Here is a 20,293-nt window from a genome sequence, read left to right on the forward strand (position 1 = left end):
CGTGCCGGTAGGACGGCAGGCCCCGCTAGGGCGATGTGACGGAAGGACGGCGTGACCCATGACCGTATGGGACGACCTCGTCGGGCAGGAGAAGGTCAGCGGCCAGCTCGCCGCCGCGGCCCGTGACGCCGACGCGCTCGTCACCGCGGCCACCACGGGCGCCCCGCCGCCCGAGGCGTCGAAGATGACCCACGCCTGGCTGTTCACCGGCCCGCCCGGCGCCGGCCGGACGCAGGTGGCGCGGGCGTTCGCCGCCGCGTTGCAGTGCGTCAGCCCGGACCGCGCGCTCGGCGGCGCCCCCGGCTGCGGCTTCTGCGACGGCTGCCACACGGCGCTCATCGGCACCCACGCCGATGTCACCACCGTGGCCGCCGTGGGCTCGCAGATCCTCGCCGAGGACATGCGCGACACGGTCCGCAAGTCCTACACCTCGCCGGCCACGGGCCGCTGGCAGGTCATCCTCGTCGAGGACGCCGAGCGGCTGAACGAGAAGTCGGCCAACGCCGTCCTGAAGGCGGTCGAGGAGCCGGCCCCCCGTACGGTCTGGCTGCTCTGCGCCCCCTCCCTGGAGGACGTGCTGCCCACGATCCGCTCCCGCTGCCGTCACCTGAACCTGCGCACGCCGTCCGTCGAGGCCGTCGCCGACCTGCTCGTACGGCGCGAGGGCATCGAGCCGGCCGTCGCCGAGGCCGCCGCCCGCGCCACCCAGGGGCATGTGGACCGGGCCCGCCGTCTGGCCACCGACCCGGCCGCGCGCGAGCGCCGCGCCGCCGTGCTGAAGCTGCCGCTGCGCGTCGAGGACGTGGGCGGCTGCCTCAAGGCCGCGCAGGAACTGGTCGACGCGGCGGCGGAGGACGCCAAGGTGCTCGCCGAGGAGATGGACGGCAAGGAGACCGAGGAACTGAAGGCGGCCCTGGGTGCGGCCCAGGGCGGGCGGCTGCCGCGCGGCACGGCGGGCGTGATGAAGGACCTGGAGGACAAGCAGAAGCGCCGTCGCACCCGCACGCAGCGCGACAGCCTCGACCTCGCGCTCACCGACCTCACCGGCTTCTACCGCGACGTCCTCGCCCTCCAGCTCGGCTCCCGTGTCGCGATCGCCAACGGGGACGCGGAGGACGCCCTGGAACGGCTCGCGCGCGGCAGCTCCCCGGAGTCCACCCTGCGCCGTATCGAGGCGATCGCCGCGTGCAGAGACGCCCTCGACCGGAACGTGGCGCCGCTGCTGGCGGTGGAGGCGATGACGATGGCGCTGAGAGCGGGCTGAGCGGTCTGAGCGGTCTGAGTCGCGCTCGGGAGGGGTACCCGCTCCGGGACGTTGACGCCGTCACTCGTCCGTGCCACTTCGCGCACGTAAGGCGTTCATCCGGTCGCGCAGAGTTACGCTCGCGGCATGCACACCAGGCGCTCACCCGGCAGGCCCCCGCGCAGGTCCCTCGTTGCCGTCACGCTGCTCTCCGTCGCGGCGCTGCTGGTCCCGGCCTGCTCCCCCTCCCGGGACACGACGAGTCCGGCGGGCTCGGCGGCCCGGGCGGAACTGGCCGCGCTGCCGAAGGCGACGCCGTCGGCGCTGGCGCCGTACTACGGGCAGAAGCCGGCCTGGCGCTCCTGCGGCGTCCCCGGTTTCCAGTGCGCCACGATGAAGGCGCCGCTCGACTACGCCGACCCGGCCAAGGGCGACGTCCGCCTCGCCGTCGCCCGCAAGAAGGCCACCGGGCCGGGCAAGCGGCTGGGCTCCCTGCTGGTGAACCCGGGCGGGCCCGGCGGATCGGCGGTCGGCTACCTCCAGGGGTACGCGGGGATCGGCTACCCGGCCGAGGTCCGCGCGCGGTACGACATGGTCGCCGTCGACCCGCGCGGGGTGGCCCGCAGCGAGCCCGTGCTCTGTCTCGACGGGCGCGCGATGGACGCGTACACGCAGACCGACGTGACCCCCGACGACCAGCGGGAGACCGGAAAACTGGTCGACGCGTACCAGAAGTTCGCGGAGAGCTGCGGGGCGAAGTCCGCGCGGCTGCTGCGGCACGTCTCGACCGTCGAGGCGGCCCGTGACATGGACGTGCTGCGCGGGGTGCTGGGGGACCGGCGGCTGACGTACGTGGGCGCGTCGTACGGGACGCTGCTCGGCGCGACGTACGCCGGGCTGTTCCCGGAGCGGGTGGGCCGGCTGGTCCTGGACGGCGCGATGGACCCCTCGCTGTCCGCCCGCCGGCTGAGCCTGGACCAGACGGCGGGCTTCGAGACGGCGTTCCGGTCCTTCGCCAAGGACTGCGCGCGCACCGCCGGCTGCCCGCTCGGCAGGGAGGAGGGCGAGGTCGGCCGCAACCTCAAGGCGTTCTTCCGCCGCCTCGACGCCCGCCCTGTCCCCACCGGCGACCCGTCCGGCCGCCCGCTCGGCGAGGCGCTCGCCACCACCGGCGTGATCGCGGCGATGTACGACGAGAGCTCCTGGGAGCAGCTCCGCGACGCGCTGACCTCGGCGATCGAGGAGAACGACGGCTCGGGCCTGCTCGCCCTGTCCGACAGCTACTACGAACGCGACGGCGACGGCCGCTACGCCAACCTCATGGCCGCCAACGCCGCCGTGAACTGCCTCGACCTCCCGTCCGCCTTCTCGGGCCCCGAGGACGTACGGCGGGCGCTGCCGTCCTTCGAGAAGGCGTCCCCGGTCTTCGGCGAGGGCCTCGCCTGGGCCTCACTGAACTGCACGTACTGGCCGGTCCGGGCCACGGGCGAGCCGCGCCGCATCGAGGCGAAGGGCGCCGCCCCGATCGTCGTCGTCGGCACCACCCGCGACCCGGCGACCCCCTACCGCTGGGCCCAGGCCCTCTCCGGCCAGCTCGCCTCGGCCCGCCTCCTCACCTACGTCGGCGACGGCCACACCGCCTACGGCCGGGGCAGCGCCTGCATCGACTCCACGATCGACACCTACCTCCTGACCGGCACACCCCCACCCTCCGGCAAGCGCTGCCACTGACCCCAAGGGGTGGTCCGAGCCCCTCCAGAAACTGTGTAGACTTACCGACGTTGCTGACCGCACCATGGTGCGCACAGCGCGCCGCCTTAGCTCAGATGGCCAGAGCAACGCACTCGTAATGCGTAGGTCTCGGGTTCGAATCCCGAAGGCGGCTCTTTCTAAGCCCAGCCCAGACAGTGTCTGAGCTGGGCTTTCTCGTTCAGCGGATGCGGTCGTGGCCACGGGCAGCTTCCGCGTGGCTGTCCGTGGTCTCAATGACTGGCTCAGCATGGGGCCGGATTGCTGCGAGATGAGAGCAGCGGGTCCGCCCGTACCGCTCAACGCGGGCGCCCCGATCAGAACGGTTGCCTGACTATGCTCCCCAGATGGCCGCTGGGATCGACGAGCAAGAAGTCCTACGGGCGCTGCTGACCCGTATGGAGAAGGCGAAGGCATTCCAGGAGCTGACCAGCACGCCGGAGTCAGCGTGGACGGTCGAGCCCGGGAGCCCTCTCGCTGGTGATGACGCGAAGACCGCCCCATACCAGGTCTCCCAACTGGCCTGGCAAGCGCTCCTCGTGTCCTCGGATCACTTGCACTGCCTGCGCCGCAGCCTCGTCGGCGATAGTCCGAGCAAACACATCACATTTGCGATGCACATCTATGCACAGGCCACTCTTATCCGGGGCGCATATGAAAACGCGGCTCGCGCCGTGTGGCTGCTCGCACCCACGGCGCGTCGGACGCGTGTCCAGCGGCGCTTGTCTCTGCACATGGACGACAACAAGCACGCGAACCGGATGCACGAGCTCATGAAGCATGACTCCAGCGCGCCCACTGGCTGATCGGACACAGCACCTCGTCGACTTGGCCAAAGCTGCTGGCTGGGAGGAGAGCACGCTTCCGAAAGCGATCAGGTTCCCTGGCTTCAAGGAGATGGTCCGCGCAGCGGGGGACCATCTGGGCGTCGGAGCGGATACCGCCGAGACCGTCTGGAGCGCTTGCAGCTCTCTCGCTCACGGCGACATTCACAGCATGAGCTTCCTTGAGCGGGAAATCGTCGGCACCGTGGGCACGGTCCACCAGGCGAAGCTGTCGGCTGATGCAGGCGTGCTGCTATGGGCGACTGATCACACCGTGCGGATGCTGGAGTTCGCTTTCCAGCTTCATCAGTCGCGTTGCGCGGCCCCCTGGCGTTAGCTCGGGACCGATGACCGCCGTAGTGGGCCCCGCACGATTGGTGAGGGCAAAGGGATGACCAACGAGCGGGCTCCCCCTGCTCGTGGCCTCAAGCCAGCGATTTGCGCACCGCCTCAACCGGGCCCCGCCCGCTCAATGTCGGGGCCGCTGATGATGACGATGGCGCAGCTTACCGAGGGGCATCGAGGCGCCGAGCTGGGGCTCACTCAATGGACGCGGCGTCGGCGTCGCGTGCCTTCTGCTCGTGTGCCTATGACAGCCGGGGCATCAAGGCGTGGCCGATCCGGCGCATGGCGTCCATGGATAGATGCGATCGGCCCTTAACGTGCAGGCGGGTCTGGCTGATCTGGGTGTGCCGCAGGATCTCCATGATCGTGGGCATGTCCACCCCGTGCACACCGGAGAGGTCGGATTTGGGCTTGGTGCCGAGGTTGGCGCGAGTGCCGGCTCGGGTGTAACCGGCGTCACGAAGCTCTGGACTTGGTAGCACGTAGTGTGGGCGGCTTCCGGGCGGGCCACAGGCAGGCCGTGAAGCCGTCCGGACCCCAAATATTGGAGAGTGTGTGTTTCATTTCGTATGGGCTGTGGCGGTTGCTGTCCTCGGCACACTGATCGCCCTTGATTACCGCAACCTGGCCATTCGGGTGTACGACGTGATCGGGATGGTCACGCCGGGAGGACCGCCCAGTCCTCGGTTCACTCTGGACTATCTCAGAGTTGTCTGGGGAATATTGGCGGTCGTTTCTGGCGTGGTGGCGGTTGTGAGAGGCGTGGCGTTGTTCGGCTGATCCACATCATGCCGTCGCCGGCGCCAAGAGCGCCTTGGGCTACAACGGGGCGGGTAATATCACCTGGTGGGGCCTTCTTTGTGAGTGTTAATTCCACCGATCTTGAGTCACTGCGGGGAGACGGCTGGGGTGGCTACGGTGTGGGCACGCCGATAAGTCATGACCGAGTAATTGGTGCGAGTAATAGTCGTGGCGAACCGGTGGGAATGCTAAATCCAGTTCGTCGGTAACGAGAGAAACGTGAAACATGTGGAAGTTGCAGAGTTGGCGGGCCGTGGCCCAACCGAGATGAGCGTCGCATGGCTCGTTATCTTCGCACTTCGCTTCGCTGGTTGGGTCATCGCGTTCCTCTCCTTCGTGGGGATGGTAGCTGAAATTAGATCAGGCGTTACCTGACGCTTCGCGTGGTGGGACTGTCATTTTCTGCAACGTGGAAACAGTGGGCAAGTGTGGGTGGCTGGGCGCGGAGGTAATGTGTCTCATTTCGTGTGGGCTGTGGCAGTTGCCTTTGGTGGGACGGCGTTGTTCGGCTGATTCGAATTGGTGGCGCTCGCCGCAGGCGCCTCGGCGCTTCTCGGGCTGGCTGCCGTCCAGATCTGGCCGTTGGTCCGCGCCGTGCGCGGGGACGGAGTCTGGGTCGCGCCACCGAGGGTGTGGCTGATCGGGCAGTTGGTTCTCACCTACCTGCCGGTTCTCCTGTTCAAAGATGCCTGGCTGTACGTTCCCGGATTGCTTGTCGCTTCCGTCCTGCTCACGCTCGACGGCCCCAGGTCGTGGCTGCTGAGCGCGGCCGTCGTCGTGAGTGTGCCGGCTCTGGTGTACTTCCAGCCCATCGACAACGTCCTCGGCCTTCGCCGCGGGCTGCTCGCCGCGGTGCTGGGGCTACTGCTCGCCGGCGCGGTGCGCCTGTCGCGGGACCTGGCAAGGCAGCAGACTCGTAGTCGATACGAAGCGCAACTGGCCGTCCTGCACGAACGGCAGCGTGTGACGCAGGACCTCCACGACGGACTGGGGCTGCGGCTCGCGACGATCACCTTGCGAGGTGAGCTCGCGCATCGACTGCTGGCCGACGGCGATGCGGCGCGGGCCGTCCAAGAACTCGCCTCCGTCACAGAGAGTGCCCGAGCTGCACAGTCGGAGATGCATGAGGCGCTGAGCGGCCGGTGGGTGCTCAGCCTGCGGCGGGAGAGCGAGCAGGCCGAGCAGGTACTCGTGGCGGCCGGGAGCGCCGAAGCCGTAGCCAGGGCGGAGCGCTCCGGCTGGCTGCCGTTGCGTTTGCCGACGAGTTGACTCGGGAGCTCTGGAGTCCCGGGAGTCGGCAGAGAGTACGGAGGCCGAGATCCGGAAGCACCTCGGAGCGGGGTTTCTCGGCCGCCGGGGCGGGTTCTCGCCTGGTCTTCTCCGGGGTTCCGTCCTCTCGATAGCATTGTGGGAACGGCGAGTTGGGAGATTCCGGGGTGGAAGCGTTGCTGGGTGTGGTGCTCTCGGCCGTTGGGACTGTGGCTTCGGGGGCGTTGTCCGGGGCCGGTGGGGAGATGGGGCGGCGGACTTCCGAGCGGCTCTGTGGGTTGCTCGGGCGGGCGCGTGGTGATGGGGGGCAGGGGGAGCCCACGTTGCCGGTTTCCGAGGACGAGCAGGCGGCGGCCGCGTTACGGCTGATGGAAAGGGCTCGTAGATCGCCGGAGTTCGCGCGGGAGGTCGCCGAGTGGGTGCGGGATGCCGGGTGGCTGGCTCCGCGGGCCGTGCCGGCCGTGGCTCCGGAGGCTTCGCGGCCGCAGATGCTGCCGCCGGTGACCGCGGCGTTCACGGACCGTGAGGATGTGATCGCCTGGATCACGGAGGTGCTGGACGGTGCGGATCCCGCGGGGGGTGCGCCGACCATCGCCGTGCTCACCGGGGCGGGCGGGATCGGGAAGACGGCTGCCGTCGTCCGGTGTGCCTACGCGCTTCGGGAGCGGTTTCCCGACGGTGTGCTGTTCGTGGACCTGGCCGGGGCGTCGGTCGGTACGGCTCTTCCGCCGTCGGATGTGCTCGCGCGGTTCCTGGAGAGGCTCGGGGTGCCGCCCGACCGGGTGCCGGGTGACGAGGCACGGCAGCGGGATCTGTTCCGTGACTGTATGGCCGACCGGCGCATGATGGTTGTTCTGGACAATGCAAATACCGAGGCCCAGGTTGTTCCGTTGCTGCCGGCGTCGCCAGGGTCTCTGGTTCTGGTGACGAGCCGGTACCGGCTGGGGCGGCTCGTGTCGGAGCACGGGGCCCGGCCGTTCGTGCTCGGGCCGTTGTCGACCGTGGACTCCGTCCGGCTGCTGCGGCGGGTCGTGGGGAGCCGGCGGGCGGACGCTCCCGACGCGGCGGTGCAGGCCGTGGCGGAGGCGGCCGGTGGTGTTCCGCTCGCGTTGTGCACGACGGGCGCCGGTCTCGCCGTACGGGAGCATCTGACGTGGGAGCGGGTGGCGCGACAGTTGTCCGAGCGGATTCAGGGGCAGGGGCAGGGGCCGTCGGGGGCAAGCGGCGGGGGCGGTGATCCTGTGCGGCAGGCGCACGATGCCTCTTACGGCGAGCTGACCGCCGAGTGTGCCGCCTTCTATCGTGCGCTCGCGGTGTGGGCCTAGCCGACCGTGACCGTCATGTGCGCCGCGCGGGCCGCCGATGTGGACGAGGGCCGAGCCCGGGAGTTGCTGGAGCAGTTGGCGAGGGTGCATCTGCTGGAGGAGGTCGGTGAGGAGCGCTACCGCTTCCACGACCTGGTGCGGGCGCACGCGCATGGGCTGGCGGTGGCCGAGGACGGTCACGGCCGTATGTCCGCCGCGGTCCGCCGGGTTGCGGTCGCCCATCTGCGGTTCGCGGCCGAACTGGACTTCCGGGTCATGCCGTTGCGTTGGCGTCTCGGCCCCGCGTACGGGGGGCTGGTCCTGCCAGTCGACCGTGATCCTGCGGACGGGAAGCATGCGTTGGCGGAGTTGCGCCGTGAGCGCGAGAACCTCGCGGCGGTCGTCCGGGCGGCCGATCAGTACGGATTCGACGATCCCGTATGGCAGTTGTGCGAGGCGATGTGGGGACTGCATCTGCTGCTCGGCTTCCACGCCCAGTGGATCGACACGCATCTGCTCGGCGTCGAGGCCGCCCGGCGTCGCGCCGAGGAGTTCGGTGACCGGCGTGCGGTGGGCCGGATGCTGGTCCAACTCGCCTTCGCTTATATGGGAGTCGGGCGGGCGGACGATGCCGCCGAGGCTCTCGCGCAGGCCGTCGCCGCGGACGAGGCGTGCGGTCACCATCGTGGACAGGCCAGCGCCGTCGAGGCGTTGGGGCTGCTTCGCCTCAAGCAATGGCGGTACGTGGACGCCCAGCGGTGCTTCGAGGAGGCGCGGGAGATCCTGGGGCGGATCCGGGAGGGGGACGACGGGTGGCGGGACGTTCCTCGTGCCACGGCCCTCCTGGAGCACCACATCGGCCGCGCCCAGACCAAGCAGCGCGACTTCACGGCGGCCCTCGCCCGGCTCAACGACGCGCTGGTGTGCTTCCGCCGGCTGCCCGGCGGCGGCGACGCCTACAACGAGGGCCGCGTCTACATGAGTCTGGGTGAGATGCACCTGGACGCCGGGGACCCGGACCTCGCGCGTGTGTGCCTGGACAAGGCCGTCAAGGCGATGGAGGCGGCGGGCGCGGGGCTCCAGCTCGCCGATGTCTTCGAGTCGCGGGCCCGGTGCCATCGGCTCGCGGCCCGCCAGGCGGAGGCGGTGGCGGATCTGCGTACCGCCGCGGCGTACTACGAGGAGAACGGCGACCGGGTCGGCGCCGAGCGGATCCGGGCCGGAATCGCCGAACTGGAGGACTGAGGAGCGGGGCATGGCAGCAGTTCGACGGTGACGCGGTGCGCCGTGGTGCCCGTGCGTACCGTGATCTCCGGGAGCGCTTCGCCCAGGGGCCGTCCGCTCGCCAGCCAGCCGTAGAGCGCGGAGGCGTAGGCGGCCGGGTCGCACAGATCGGGGCGTCCGTCCGGATCCGGGGCGGCGGACAGGCGTACGAGGTCTCCCGCGCGGGTGCGGACGACACAGCGGTCGGGGCCGTCGACGTACGCGACCAGCCCGCAGTACGGGTACCGCGTGAGCGCCTCCGACGTCCAGGCGGCGGGCGGGCCGACCCGGGGGTCGTCGGCCGCCGCGCATCGTACGACGATGTCCGCGAGCTGTAGTCGGCCCGTCTCCCGAGTTTCCTCGTCAACGAGGGTGTGGGCGGCTTCGGCCTGGCCCGCCGGGGTTTCCGGCAGGTCGGGGCCGTCGCCGATCACCGCGTGACGGATGACCGTGACCTGTGGCGGAGTCGTGTCGGAAGTCTCCGTGAGCACGCGCATGGGTGCGGTGCGGCGGGCGGGGCCGTACGGCGGCAGCGGCAGCGGATCGAGCAGCGCCGCGTGCTCTGAGGGCTCGGGCAGGTCCATGAGGCCGTAGAACAGGCGGCGCAGCAGGGCGGCCGACTCCCCGGGTGACGAACTCGCCTGCTCCGCAAGCTCCTTGTAGAGGCCGGGGTCGTGCGAGGTGATCGCTCGGTCGATCTGCGCGCGGAGACTGTCGTGACGGAGGAGACGGGGAGCCGTACGGCCGAGGGCTGCCACCGGGGACAGCGGGTCGAGATCCTCCTGAGGGAACGCTCCGAGGAGGACAGGGATACCGATGGACGCCGCGTAGTAGGTCACGCTGGAGTGGTCGCCCAGGACGCAGTCGGCGGCGATCAGTGCCTGTCGCCAGCCTTCGAGCGGTGGGATCGCGTCCAGGCCGGCGCGTCGGGCGCTGTCGAGCCAGGCGCGGACCTGTCCCGGGCCGTGGCCGTGCCAGATGTTCGGGTGCAGGACGGCGACGGTCCGGTACTCGTCGGCCGGCAGTTCTGTGGTCAGACGGGAGAGCAGCCAGGGCAGCAGGTCGTCGTCCGCCTTCGGGGCACCGGCTCCGCCGAAGAGGGAGCGAGGTGCCCAGGTCGAGCTGAGGACGACAAGCTGTTGGCCGTGCGTCACGCCCAACGCCCGGCGGAAGCGGTCGCGTTGGGGGAGTGCGGCGAGGATGCGGTCGTAGCAGGGGTCCCCGGCGAGTACCGCGGTGGACGACGCCTCGGGGCAGGAGGCGCGCAGTCGTTCCAACTGTTCGGGGTGTGACAGGACGGTGGCGGTGGCGAGGGGACGGCCGTCTTCCAGGAGCCACTCCGGCGACAGGCCGAAGACCGGTGTCCGGGAGCCTGGAACCGGGGTCCTGGATTGTTCGGCGTCCGGCGTCCGCAGCCGCTTGTTGTAGCCCATCCCGTGGGACAGGACCACCAACTTGCCTCGAATCGACCCCAGTTCACCGCCATAACTGGCCGACACCGCCAGGTCGAATTCCGTCGCCTTCGCTTGTTCCCAAGGGAGTACCGGCAGTCCCGCCCGTGCCAGCAGTTCTGGTACGCCGGCGAGGAAGGGTGATGAACCCGTGCACGTGGCGAACATCTGGACTCGTATGTCGCTGTGGAAGAGCGGGAGTACGTCCAGCAGGCGGGCCGCGGAGGTCACGTTGTGGATGATGAAGAGGACGCGGCGGCAGCCTGTGCGGGTGATCCAGCGGTTCGCGTCCTCGCCCACCGGTACGCGTAGCCACACCGACTCGCCTGTCACGCTTGCTCGTACCCCTGACTTGATCGAGTCCGTCGCCCTCGCCGATGGTATCGGGGCGCGCGTGTTCGAAAAGGGCGCCTCCGCCCGTCCGTCGGGAAAAGTCTCTAGAGTGCTTGATCAGCACGCTGTGGATGGTCGAGGGGGACTGTGGTGAGGGTCGAACTTCCGCCGGAGCCGGTGTACTTCGTCAATCGTGACGACGAGCGGGAGCGCGCCCTGCGGGCCGTCACCGAGTGGCGGAGCCGTTCGCGGCCGCTGGTTCTGGCGGTGAGCGGGGCGGGTGGTCTGGGGAAGACGGAGCTGGCCGGGCTGATCGCCCGTACGCTGCTCGACCAACACTCCTTCCCCGACGGGGCGTTGTCCGTCGATCTGGATGACTTCCGGGCCGACGGGGTGCTCGATCCCGGGGATGTGCTCACCCAGTTGCTGGGCTCTCTCGATGTGGCACAGGAGCAGGTGCAGCGGTCGTACGCGGCCCGGTGCAGGCAGTACTGGAACAGGACCGCCGGCGCGAAGCTGGTGCTGCTGCTGGACAACGCGCGGTACGCCTCGGAGGTCGTCCCGCTGCTGCCGGCGTCGGGCGACAGCGTGGTGATCGTCACGAGTCACGGTCCGCTGCACGACCTGGAGGCCGGGGCCGCGGTGGATCTGGCGCTGGCGCCGCTGGAGGAGCGGGCCGCCACGGAACTGCTGGAGCTGATCGTCCGCGACCACCGGATGGCCGCCGATCCGGAGGCGGTACGGGCGGTGGTCCGGCTGTGCGACGGGCTCCCCGCGGCCCTGCATGTGGCGGGACGCTGGGTGCGTACGCACCGGCTGCGGCCGCTCGCCCGCGTCGTCTCCGACCTCCGGGCCGAGCTGGACGAGAAGGGCGTGTCCGGCGTGGAGCACGTCTGGGACATGGCCTACGAGGATCTGTCGAGTCCGGCGGCCCTGCTCTACCGGCTGCTTCCGCACCACCCCGGCGAGACCTTCACGCTCCACTCCGCCACCGCGCTGTCCGGGCTGGACCCGGAGGCATGCCAGGACGCCCTGGAGGAACTGGACCGGGCCGGGTTACTCGACCTGCGTCTGCTCGCGCTGACCGTCGCCGGTCAGATGCGGCTGCCCGGGCCGCAGCGTGGACACGCCCTGCGCCGTTCCCGCCGGGAGACCTCCGACGGGGAGGTGGCCGAGGCGCAGGTCAGGCTGGTGCGCTGGCTGGTCCGGCAGGCTCAGCTCGCCGACCAGTACGCCGCCGGGCGCCGGCTCACCGTCGTGTCGTTGCTGGATCCCCTGCCCGGGGTGCCTGACGGCCCCCTTGAGGATCCGGAGGCGGCGGAGGACGCGGCGACGCGGACCGCGCGCGCCGAACGGGCGGCGCGGTGGCTCGACGAGGAACGCCATGTGCTGTTCGCGTGCTCCCGCCTCGCCCACGCCCGTGGCATGGACACCGAGACCGTGGCCCTGTCCGAGCCCGTGTGGACGCATGCCCTCGACCATCCCCATCAGTCCGAGGTCGCGGAGGTCCTGCGGCGTGCCGTCGACTCGGCGGTCCGGTACGGCGGGAACGCCGGCTGGCTCGTGCGTACGCGTTGCCAACTGGCCCGGCCACTCTGGGAGTCGGAAGAACTGGCCGCCGCCCAGGAGCAGATCGACGGCGCGATGTCCGCCCTCGAACTCCTCGGCGAATCCGAACGGGAGCGGAAGCTCGCCGCGTCCGCCGTCGAGCACCGTGGGATGCTCAAGGGGGCCCGAGGTGAGTGGAGTTCGGCCCTCGGCGACTTCGCCGGTGCTCGCGATCTGCATCGGGCGATTCCCAATCCCTACGGCGTCCTGCTCATGACCTATCGGATGGGTGAGGCGAGCGCGAAGACCGGCGACCTCGATACCGCGCGGCTGCTGCTGGCCGAGGCGCACGCCGGGTTCGTGGCGCAGGGGCGCGAGAGGCTGATCGGGCGTTCGGCGTTCGCTCTCGCCGGGGTTCTGCACCGTCTCGGCCGGGCGGACGACGCCCGTGAGCTGTACGAGCAGTCCCTCGGGCGGGCCGCCCGGCGGCGGTCGGGCTTCGACGCGGCCCGCGTCCACGACGCCCTTGCCGAACTGAACGAGGGGGACGGGCACTTGGCGGAGGCCGAGGAGCATCGGGTGGCTGCCCGGGCTCTTCGACAGCGGAATGGTCTGATCTAGATCGCTGCTGTCGTCTCTGCCTCTGTGGCCGGGCGGACGGTGATGTGGAACGTCCGTTCTCCGATGCGGCAGTTGAGGCCGGGCTCGCCTCCGCCTGGTCGTGCGAGCAGTCGTGCGTACGCGGCCGACAGGGCCACCGCCGGGTCCAGCCGTACGATCCGTTCGCCCTCGGTGAGTGGTTCTGCCCGGACGGCGTACGGCTGTTCGTGGCCCCGGATCCGGAGCAGGCTCCCGCCCGACGGGAGCAGCGCCGCGGCCGCGCGGCAGTTCGGGTAGGCGGACAGGGTGTGCCGGGTCCAGCCGTCGGCCGTCCAGGTCAGGTCCACCGGGGCGGGGGTGGGGGTGGACGCCGGGAGCGGGCGGCGGAACAACAGACCTGCCGAGCGGGCCAGTTGTTCGCTCGCGGCGTCGTGTTCCACGGCCAGGTGGTGGCCGGGCGGGCCGCCGGTGCCTACCGGGTGTCGGGTGATTCGGAGGCCGTTGTTCTCGGTGGCCTCCACATGGACGTCGAACGCGACAGGGGTTCGGCGGGAGGGCGCGGGCACCGGGAGTGGGCGGGGCGCGACGCTGTGGGACGGAGGCGTCAGTCCGAGCAGGGCGTAGACCTCGGTCCGTAGGCGCTCCACGGCGTCACCGGGAGGCGCGAACGCGGCCTCGGCGGCTGCCTTTCCGGGACCCGGACGGTATGCCCGTAGCGCCTCGATGATGTTCTCCGCACGCTCCAACTGCGGTACCCGGTCCAGGAGTACGGCCATCGGGCTGCCGGGGATCAGTTCGCCGCCGCCTTCATGGACGCTCATGACGGGGCGGTCCTCGGCGGCGGCGCAGTAGTACAGCGCGGTCGAGCCGTGGTCAGTGACCAGGGCGTCGGCGGCGATCAGGGCGGAGGCCCACTCGTCGTGGGCGCCGGCCAGGATCATTCCGGCGTCCAGGGCCGGGGCCAGGCGTTCGGTGAGTTCGTACGTCCCCAGCAGGCTGCGTTCGTTGGGGTGAATGACGAGCGCCAACTGGTATTCGTCGTACGGCAGTTGCCGCGTGAGCCGGGCGGGCAGCTCGGGGTGTCGTCGGATGAGGGACTCCGGTCCCCAGGTGGAGGTCAGGACCAGCAGTGTGCGGGCGCCGGTGCCCAGGGCTGCCCGGTAGCGGTCGCGGAGGGGGGAGGAGGCGAGGACGCGTTCCAGGGTGAGGTCGCCGATCACCTTCGCGCGGCTCGCGGCGCTCGGGTCAACGGCGGTCACGGTGGCGACCTGGTCGGGGTGGGCCAGGGCGTGCAGCGCTATCGGGGCACCCTCGTGGCGGGCGGCCCGGCGCAGGAACTCCGGGTCCAGACCGGACGCCGAGTCGGCCGAACCCTCGCCGGGGATCGACTTGTTGAAGCCGGCGCCGTGGGGGAGGAGGACGTGGGGGCCGTGCAGCAGGTGCAGGTCGCCCTTCGGGCTGGCGGTGACTATGAGGTCGTAGGGGCGTTCGCACGCCTCGGCCCAGGGGACGGTGCGTCCGCCGAGGGCGTCGATCGCGGCGAGGGTGTCGGTGTCGTAGTCGGAGCCGGGGACAAGTGTGAACCTGCGGGTGATGCGGTGGTCACCGGAGAGGGCGGGGAGCACGTCGAGCAGCCGATAGAGAGCCACCGCCGACCGGGCCGCGAACAACACAGTCCGCCCGTCGCCCGTCGCCCGAGTGTCCAGTCTAGCGGGGACCGGTGGGCGGGGAGGGGTGTTTCCGCAGGTCGGAGTGGGTTCGTTCGCGTCGTCGAGCGACATGGGCCGATCCTATCGCGCAGCGTTCGAGCGTCGCCGAGAGTGATCCGCGCCGCACATTCGGCAAGCGCGGTGTGCCGTGCCGTGGCTTCTCGCGAGGATGGCCCCATGAGTGAGTGGGCCATCGCACTGATCGCCGCCGGTTCGGCAGTCGCGGGCAGTGTCGTCACCGGCTGGTACACGCGCACCGCCGGCATCCGGCAGGCCGACGCCGCACGCCACGCGGGTGACCGGCAGGCGGACGCGCTGCTCGACTCGGTGCGCATGACGCTGCGCGCGGAGTCGGAGCACCGTGAGTTCGCGCTCCGCCGCCAGATCTACGCCGAGTTCCTCGGATCGGCCGAGGCCAGGATCCTCGCCGAACGCAACGGCCGGGGTCAGGCAGATGACGAGGTCGCACTTCAACGTGCCCTGAGCGGAGTGTTGTTGGAGGGGCCGCCCGAGGCGGCCACCGCCGCTCAACACCTCGTCGACAGTCTGCGGCGTCACGAACGGCCCGACGAACTCAAGCGCGCCAAGCTGGAGTTCGTGTCCGTGGCCCAGGAGTGCTGTCGGCCGCCGCGATGACCCCCGGCCGCCCCGGCTCACCCCTCCCGCCCGATGTCGTCCGCGCGAGCGGTGAACCGTAGAACCCCGGACGTCACCCGGTACAGGAACGCGCCCCCGTCCTCCGGCGGGTCGTAGAACTGCGACTCCGCGTTGAACGCGACGCGGCGCGTGATGCCCTGCCACGGGCGGCGCAGGAGCGCGGAGCGCAGGGCGGTGCGGCCGTCGTCGCCGGCGACGGTCAGGCCGTGCGCGGCGAACCGTACGGCGTCGTACGCCTCGGCGGCCCAGGGCGCGGGGGCGCTGCCGTGCCGTTCGCGATGGGCGGCGGTGAACTCCGCGACGCGGGGATCGGCGGCCGCGTCCGCGTACCCGGTGCCGATCCACCACCCCTCCGCCGCCGCCTCCGCGAGGAAGCGGGCGTCCGCGACGTGCTCGGTCGCCACGCGCGGGCCCCGGTGTCCCGCCTCGCGCAGGGCGCGGGCGCAGGCGGCGGCGCGTTCGGCGCGCAGGCCCGCGAAGAGCACCGCGTCGTCCGGGCGGGCGGCCGTGCGCCGGGCCATCGGTCCGAAGCCGGCCCCGGCGGCGACCTCCTCGACCACGGCCTCGCCGTCGAGCTTGTCGTGCACGGTGACGATACGGACCGTCGGGGCGCTCTCGGCGGCGTCGCTCAGGTCGTGCACGAGCACCGTGCGCGCGGGCTTCACCACCCGGTTGAGGTGGCGCAGGATCGCGGGCGGACCGGCGGTCCTGGTGGAGCGCAGGACGAGCGCGGTGGTCAGTACGACACCCTCCAGCCGGTCGGTGTCCGCGCGCGTGACCAGCAGCGTCACGCGCGCGGAGGTGCAGGCGGGTACGGCGGCGGGCACGGTCGCGTTCGTCCCGGCGCCGATCACCACGGCCACGTCCGGGTCGGCGGCCAGCCGGGCGGCCGCCGCGGCGGACCCCTTCGCGGTGCCGCCGTCGTCGGCGGTGCGCAGGACGAGGTCGAAGGCCCGGTCGGCCGTGCGGTTGTGCCGGTCGACGGCGAGGCGCGCGCCACGCTCCTGAGCCGTGAACGCGGCGTCGGACCGGTCACCGAGCAGGCCGATCACCTGACGGGGGCGGCGCGCCGCCGAGCCGCCCGGCGCGGACGAGGGACGCCGTCCACCCCCGCCCACAGCCCACCACGTGCCCGCACCGACCGCCGCGACCCCCAGGACCGCACCCCCGGCGGCCAGCAGCCGCCGACGGGTGGCCGTCGGTCCCGATGAGCCCGGTCCAGAAAGGTCGTCCGGGGACGCGTCCACGGCCGTCGGCTCCGGTGTCGGCAGGTCGAGGACCCGGGCCGCGCGGGCGGCGACCAGCGCGGGGAGACCGGCCGGCAGCCATCCGTCCGCGTCGAACGGGCCCAACAGCGAACGGAGTTCGGGGATGCCGGGGCGGGCGTCCGGTTCCTTGGCCAGACACGGCCGTACGATCGCGGCGAGCGCCGCCGGTACGCCGTCCAGGTCCGGTTCCTCGTGCACGGTCCGGTAGAGCACGCCCGCCGCGCCACCGGCGCCGAACACCGGGCGCCCCGTGGTCGCGTGGGCGAGGACGCAAGCCAGGGAGAACACGTCGCTCGGCGGTCCGACCGTACGGCCGCGGGCCTGTTCGGGGGAGAGGTAGCCGGGGGAGCCGACGACCGTGCCGTCCGCGGTGAGGGCGGTGACGCCGACCGCGCGGGCGATGCCGAAGTCGATCAGGCGGGGGCCGTCGGCGGCGAGGAGGATGTTCGCGGGCTTCACGTCACGGTGGACGAGTCCGCACGCGTGCACCCCGTCCAGTGCCTCGGTCAACGCAGCGCCCAGGGAGCGCAGTTGAGCCCCCGGCCAGGGGCCGTGCAGGGCGACGGCCTCGGCGAGGGAGGGGCCGGGCACGTAGGCGGTGGCCAGCCACGGGGCGGGCGATTCGGCGTCGGCCGCGACGACGGGGACCGTCCACCGGCCCGTCAGCCGTGCCGCGAGATCCGCCTCCCGCCGGAACCGGGCCCGGAAACCGGAGTCGTCGGCGTACTCGGCGCGGATCACCTTCAGCGCGCACCAGGCGCCGCCGTGCGGGGAGCGCGCCAGGTAGACGACGCCCATCCCGCCCGTGCCGAGCCGCGCCACGAGCCGGTGGCCGCCGATCGCGGAAGGGTCGGAGGGCAGCAGCCGTTCCACCCGTCACCCGTCGGTCTTGCCGGTGCGCTCCAGGTCGGTGAGCGACCCGAGTTGGCGGAAGCGACCGCCGCCGACCTGGTGGACGAACGTGCCGTCCGCCCAACCGCGTTGGTCGGCCTCGTACTGGTGGTACGCGCCGAAGCGGTACGGCCGGGCGATGCCCTGGTACCGGGCCTCGGCCAGCCGCTCGGCGAGCGCCGCCCGCGCGGGACGGCGCCCTGAACCGGCGGTGGGTGTACCGGTGTTGCTGCTGCTGCTGCTGCTGCTTGCGACGGCGGCCGGTACCGTCCCGGCGAACTCGGCGAGCAGCATCCGTACGGTGTCGTACGCCTCGGTGGCGTACGGCCCGGGCGCGGAGCCGTGGCGGCGGCGCCACGCGGCGGTGAAGTCGCGGGCCTCCGGCGAGGTGAGCGCGGACGGGTCCACGGCCGAGGTGACCACGTACCAGCCCTCGCCCGCCGCACCGGCCAGCCGCGGGAACTCCGAGCCGTACAGCAGGTGTTGCATCCAGCGGGGGCCGTCGAAGCGGGCCGCGGCCAGGTCCTGGGCCGCGCGGACGGTGGCGTCCAGGGGGCCGAGGTAGGCGACGGCGGTGACATCGGCGTCGAGCAGGGAGCGGACGGCGGCCCGGCCGTCGTCGGTGCCCTCGGCCACGACCCTCGGCAGGACCTCCGCGCCGAGGGTGTCCCGCCACTGGCTGACCAGCAAGGTGGCCTGGTCCTGGACGACCGGCCCGCCGGACCGGTCGAGGACCAGGCCGAGCCGGCCGAGGCCGCCGGTCACGAAGGCGTGCAGCGCGATCCAGCCGCCGAGCGCGGTGTGGGCGGCGCCGGTCTGGAACGACGTCTTCGGGGACGGCAGGTAGTAGTCCTGCTGGCCGGTGGTGCTGGACACATGGGTGAGGCCGGCCGCGCCGTAGACGTTCGCGGCGGTCCGCATCGGGATCTCGCCGACCGGTCCGAAGACGGCGACGACCTCTCGGTCGGCGCTGAACCGCTGGGCCACCTCGCGTGCGCCGGACGCGTCGCCGTGGTCCCGCAGGACGCGTATCCGCAGGTCGTAGGCGCGGCCGGGGGTGGCGTTGTGCTGGTCGACGGCGAGGCGGGCGGCGTCCTCGCAGGCCCGGCTGAACGGTGCGGCGGCGGCGCCCTCCGTGGTGTGCACTCCGAGGACGTAGGTGGGGCGGGTGCCGGAGGTTTCCGTGCGGTCGTCGTCGCTGTCCCTCGTGGCGAGGAGGGCGGCCGCCGTGCCGCCGCCCGCGGCGAGCAGCAGGGCGCCGCCGGCGAGGAGCAGACGACGGCGGCCGGGGCCCCGGGCGTCGGGTCCGGTCTTGTCGACGGCCGTCGGCTCGATCTCGGGCAGGGCGAGACCTTCGGCGGAGCGTACGGCGATCATGCGGGCGACGGGGTCGGGGAGCCAGGGGGTGTCGTTGACGGGGTCAGTGAGCAGTTGCCGCAGTTCCTCTGCCGTGGGCCGTTCCTCCGGGGTCTTGGCCAGGCACCGCGCCACCAGTGGACGCAACGCCTCCGGTACGGCGTCGAGGGCGGGCTCGTCGTGGACCGTGCGATACAGCAGGGCGTCGGGCTCCCCGGTGCCGAACGGCGGCCTGCCGGTCGTCGCGTGGACCAGGACGCCGCCCAGCGCGAAGACGTCGCTCGCGGGCCCGGCCGGTTCGCCGCGCGCCTGCTCCGGGGCGAGGAAACCGGGGGTGCCGACGACCAGGCCGGACGCGGTGAGGGCGGTGTCGTCGTCGGCGCGGGCGATGCCGAAGTCGATCAGCCGGGGGCCGTCGAGGGCGAGCAGGACGTTGCCCGGTTTGACGTCCCGGTGGACCAGCCCGGCCGTGTGCACGCTCGCGAGGGCCTCGGCGAGCAGCCGGCCGAGGACGCGTGCGGAGCGGGCCGGCAGGGGGCCGTGCGCGGCGACCGCCTCGGTGAGCGACGGGCCCGGCACGAACGCGGTCGCCAGCCAGGGCGCTTCGGCCTCGGCGTCCGCGTCGAGCACGGGGACCACCCAGGGACTGTCGACGCGCCGCGCCAGCTCGGCCTCCCGGGCGAAACGGGCGCGGAAGCCGGGGTCGGCCGTGCTCTCGCCGCGGACGACCTTGACGGCCGCGAGCGTGCCGGTGTCGGTGCGTCCCAGGTAGACGACGCCCATGCCGCCTGCGCCGAGCCGCCGCAGCAGCCGGAAACCGGCGACGCGGGAGGGGTCGGAGGGGAGCAGCGGTTCACTCATCGCGCGCCCTCCTCGGCGAGGCGGTCCACCTCGGCGGCGGTGAAGCCGACGCCCTTCGCGACGTCCTGCGAGACGGCGGTCGTCTCCTCCTCGTTCCGGCCGGCGCCGATACGGCCGGTCGCGGCGACGGTGACGGTTCCGAGGCGGTACTTGAACCAGTCGAAGGGGAGCGCGGTGTCGTCGCCGTCCACGAGGTATTCGCCGCTCTCCACGAGGTTGTCGTCGGCGATGGCGTTACGGCCGTCCGTGAACTCGTCGGCCCGTGAGTACAGGCCGCGGACCCGGTCGGTGGCGTTGAGCCGCTGCTCCGGGCAGCGCAGGGCCTCTTCCAGCGATACGGCCATGTTGCGGCGCGCGGCCGTGGTGTCCCGGTGCACGGTGACCGTCAACGACACGTGGACCGGCCCTTTGCCGCCGGCCGCGGGCAACTCGAACCTCCGGGTGAGACCGGCCAACGCGGTGTCGGGCAACGGCTCCCGGCGCCACAGGCAGTCCTCCCCGAGCACGGCCCACGTGTCGGTACGGCTGTCCAGGGACGGCCTTTCACGGAACCCCGCGCCGAAGTGGTCCGCCCGTATGCCGAGTTCCTGGACGAAGGCGACGGCTTCGGCGCGGGTGCGGGGGGCGTCGTCTTCGGTGACGGTGTAAGGGGAGTCGGAGGGGACGGGGGCGACCGGTGTCGGGGACGCCTGCCGGGAAGCGGTCGGACTGGGCTCGGGCGTCCCCCCGGTACACCCCACGAGCAGCAGCACCCCTACGACCACACCCGGCCAGGGTCTCCACGCCACCATCCCAGCTCCCGATCCGTAGGGCTGCGATCC

General features: G+C 71.9%; 15 protein-coding genes and 1 tRNA gene. 11 read left to right on the forward strand and 5 right to left on the reverse strand.

Features of this window, described 5'->3' with window-relative positions:
- Positions 1-58: 58 nt before the first annotated feature.
- From G6W55_RS14435 to G6W55_RS38640, 9 genes are all read left to right on the forward strand, one after another.
- Complete coding sequence (locus G6W55_RS14435; RefSeq protein WP_175521220.1) at positions 59-1,264, forward strand: DNA polymerase III subunit delta'; 1,206 nt, start codon at positions 59-61, stop codon at positions 1,262-1,264.
- Positions 1,265-1,390: 126 nt separating this feature from the next.
- The gene (locus G6W55_RS14440; protein WP_175521221.1) at positions 1,391-2,974 is read left to right on the forward strand and encodes an alpha/beta hydrolase; all 1,584 of its coding nucleotides are present in this window, start codon (positions 1,391-1,393) and stop codon (positions 2,972-2,974) included.
- A gap of 80 nt (positions 2,975-3,054) precedes the next feature.
- Positions 3,055-3,128 (forward strand) — tRNA-Thr (locus G6W55_RS14445).
- 211 nt (positions 3,129-3,339) lie between these two features.
- The gene (locus G6W55_RS14450; RefSeq protein ID WP_175521222.1) at positions 3,340-3,798 is read left to right on the forward strand and encodes a hypothetical protein; all 459 of its coding nucleotides are present in this window, start codon (positions 3,340-3,342) and stop codon (positions 3,796-3,798) included.
- Positions 3,799-3,988: 190 nt separating this feature from the next.
- Positions 3,989-4,153: a hypothetical protein gene (locus tag G6W55_RS14455; protein WP_175521223.1), complete on the forward strand. Its 165-nt coding sequence runs from the start codon at positions 3,989-3,991 to the stop codon at positions 4,151-4,153.
- A 584-nt stretch (positions 4,154-4,737) separates the two neighbouring features.
- Entirely contained in the window at positions 4,738-4,941 is a 204-nt protein-coding gene (locus G6W55_RS14460; RefSeq protein ID WP_175521224.1) for a hypothetical protein, read from the forward strand.
- Between the two features lie 543 nt (positions 4,942-5,484).
- A complete protein-coding gene (locus G6W55_RS14465; protein ID WP_175521225.1) occupies positions 5,485-6,231 on the forward strand; it encodes a histidine kinase in 747 nt (248 codons plus the stop codon).
- 167 nt (positions 6,232-6,398) lie between these two features.
- On the forward strand, positions 6,399-7,556 hold the full coding sequence (locus tag G6W55_RS38635) for an NB-ARC domain-containing protein (RefSeq protein WP_309243714.1): 1,158 nt from the start codon (positions 6,399-6,401) through the stop codon (positions 7,554-7,556).
- Between the two features lie 15 nt (positions 7,557-7,571).
- Complete coding sequence (locus G6W55_RS38640; protein ID WP_244369460.1) at positions 7,572-8,780, forward strand: tetratricopeptide repeat protein; 1,209 nt, start codon at positions 7,572-7,574, stop codon at positions 8,778-8,780.
- On the opposite strand, the gene G6W55_RS14475 is transcribed toward G6W55_RS38640, so the two are convergent.
- Positions 8,711-10,582 (reverse strand): hypothetical protein, encoded by a 1,872-nt coding sequence (locus tag G6W55_RS14475; RefSeq protein ID WP_175521226.1) that lies wholly within the window; start codon positions 10,580-10,582, stop codon positions 8,711-8,713. The two genes, G6W55_RS38640 and G6W55_RS14475, sit on opposite strands and share 70 nt — an antisense overlap.
- Before the next feature lie 150 nt (positions 10,583-10,732).
- On the opposite strand from G6W55_RS14475, the gene G6W55_RS14480 reads away from it, so the two are divergent.
- A complete protein-coding gene (locus tag G6W55_RS14480; RefSeq protein ID WP_175521227.1) occupies positions 10,733-12,751 on the forward strand; it encodes an NB-ARC domain-containing protein in 2,019 nt (672 codons plus the stop codon).
- Here G6W55_RS14480 and G6W55_RS14485 read toward each other — a convergent pair.
- Complete coding sequence (locus G6W55_RS14485) at positions 12,748-14,379, reverse strand: translation initiation factor 2 (protein ID WP_309243715.1); 1,632 nt, start codon at positions 14,377-14,379, stop codon at positions 12,748-12,750. The two genes, G6W55_RS14480 and G6W55_RS14485, sit on opposite strands and share 4 nt — an antisense overlap.
- Positions 14,380-14,616: 237 nt before the next feature.
- Here G6W55_RS14485 and G6W55_RS14490 point away from each other — a divergent pair, with 237 nt between their 5' ends.
- Entirely contained in the window at positions 14,617-15,075 is a 459-nt protein-coding gene (locus G6W55_RS14490) for a hypothetical protein (protein WP_175521229.1), read from the forward strand.
- A 17-nt stretch (positions 15,076-15,092) separates the two neighbouring features.
- Here G6W55_RS14490 and G6W55_RS14495 read toward each other — a convergent pair whose 3' ends face one another.
- Genes G6W55_RS14495 through G6W55_RS39235 form a run of 3 tightly spaced genes read right to left on the reverse strand, consistent with a single transcriptional unit; the run spans position 15,093 to position 20,263 of the window.
- Entirely contained in the window at positions 15,093-17,237 is a 2,145-nt protein-coding gene (locus G6W55_RS14495) for a bifunctional serine/threonine-protein kinase/ABC transporter substrate-binding protein (RefSeq protein WP_175521230.1), read from the reverse strand.
- Between the two features lie 3 nt (positions 17,238-17,240).
- Positions 17,241-19,472 carry a bifunctional serine/threonine-protein kinase/ABC transporter substrate-binding protein gene (locus G6W55_RS14500; protein WP_175521231.1) on the reverse strand — a complete coding sequence of 744 codons (2,232 nt, stop codon included), beginning with the start codon at positions 19,470-19,472 and terminating at the stop codon, positions 17,241-17,243.
- Positions 19,469-20,263 (reverse strand): hypothetical protein, encoded by a 795-nt coding sequence (locus tag G6W55_RS39235; RefSeq protein WP_175521232.1) that lies wholly within the window; start codon positions 20,261-20,263, stop codon positions 19,469-19,471. Before G6W55_RS39235 ends, G6W55_RS14500 begins: the two co-directional genes overlap by 4 nt.
- Between the last annotated feature and the right edge of the window lie 30 nt (positions 20,264-20,293).

This window comes from Streptomyces sp. CAI-85 (genome assembly GCF_013363615.1).
GTDB classification, from domain to species: Bacteria; Actinomycetota; Actinomycetes; order Streptomycetales; family Streptomycetaceae; genus Streptomyces; species Streptomyces antibioticus_B.

Bases quoted from the DNA above. Each gene is read 5' to 3' on its own strand.
- G6W55_RS14490 (WP_175521229.1), top strand. From the start codon at position 14,617: ATGAGTGAGTGGGCCATCGCACTGATCGCCGCCGGTTCGGCAGTCGCG.
- G6W55_RS38640 (WP_244369460.1), top strand. From the start codon at position 7,572: ATGTGCGCCGCGCGGGCCGCCGATGTGGACGAGGGCCGAGCCCGGGAG.
- G6W55_RS14500 (WP_175521231.1), bottom strand. From the start codon at position 19,472: ATGAGTGAACCGCTGCTCCCCTCCGACCCCTCCCGCGTCGCCGGTTTC.
- G6W55_RS14450 (WP_175521222.1), top strand. From the start codon at position 3,340: ATGGCCGCTGGGATCGACGAGCAAGAAGTCCTACGGGCGCTGCTGACC.
- G6W55_RS14440 (WP_175521221.1), top strand. From the start codon at position 1,391: ATGCACACCAGGCGCTCACCCGGCAGGCCCCCGCGCAGGTCCCTCGTT.
- G6W55_RS14455 (WP_175521223.1), top strand. From the start codon at position 3,989: ATGAGCTTCCTTGAGCGGGAAATCGTCGGCACCGTGGGCACGGTCCAC.
- G6W55_RS14435 (WP_175521220.1), top strand. From the start codon at position 59: ATGACCGTATGGGACGACCTCGTCGGGCAGGAGAAGGTCAGCGGCCAG.
- G6W55_RS39235 (WP_175521232.1), bottom strand. From the start codon at position 20,263: ATGGTGGCGTGGAGACCCTGGCCGGGTGTGGTCGTAGGGGTGCTGCTG.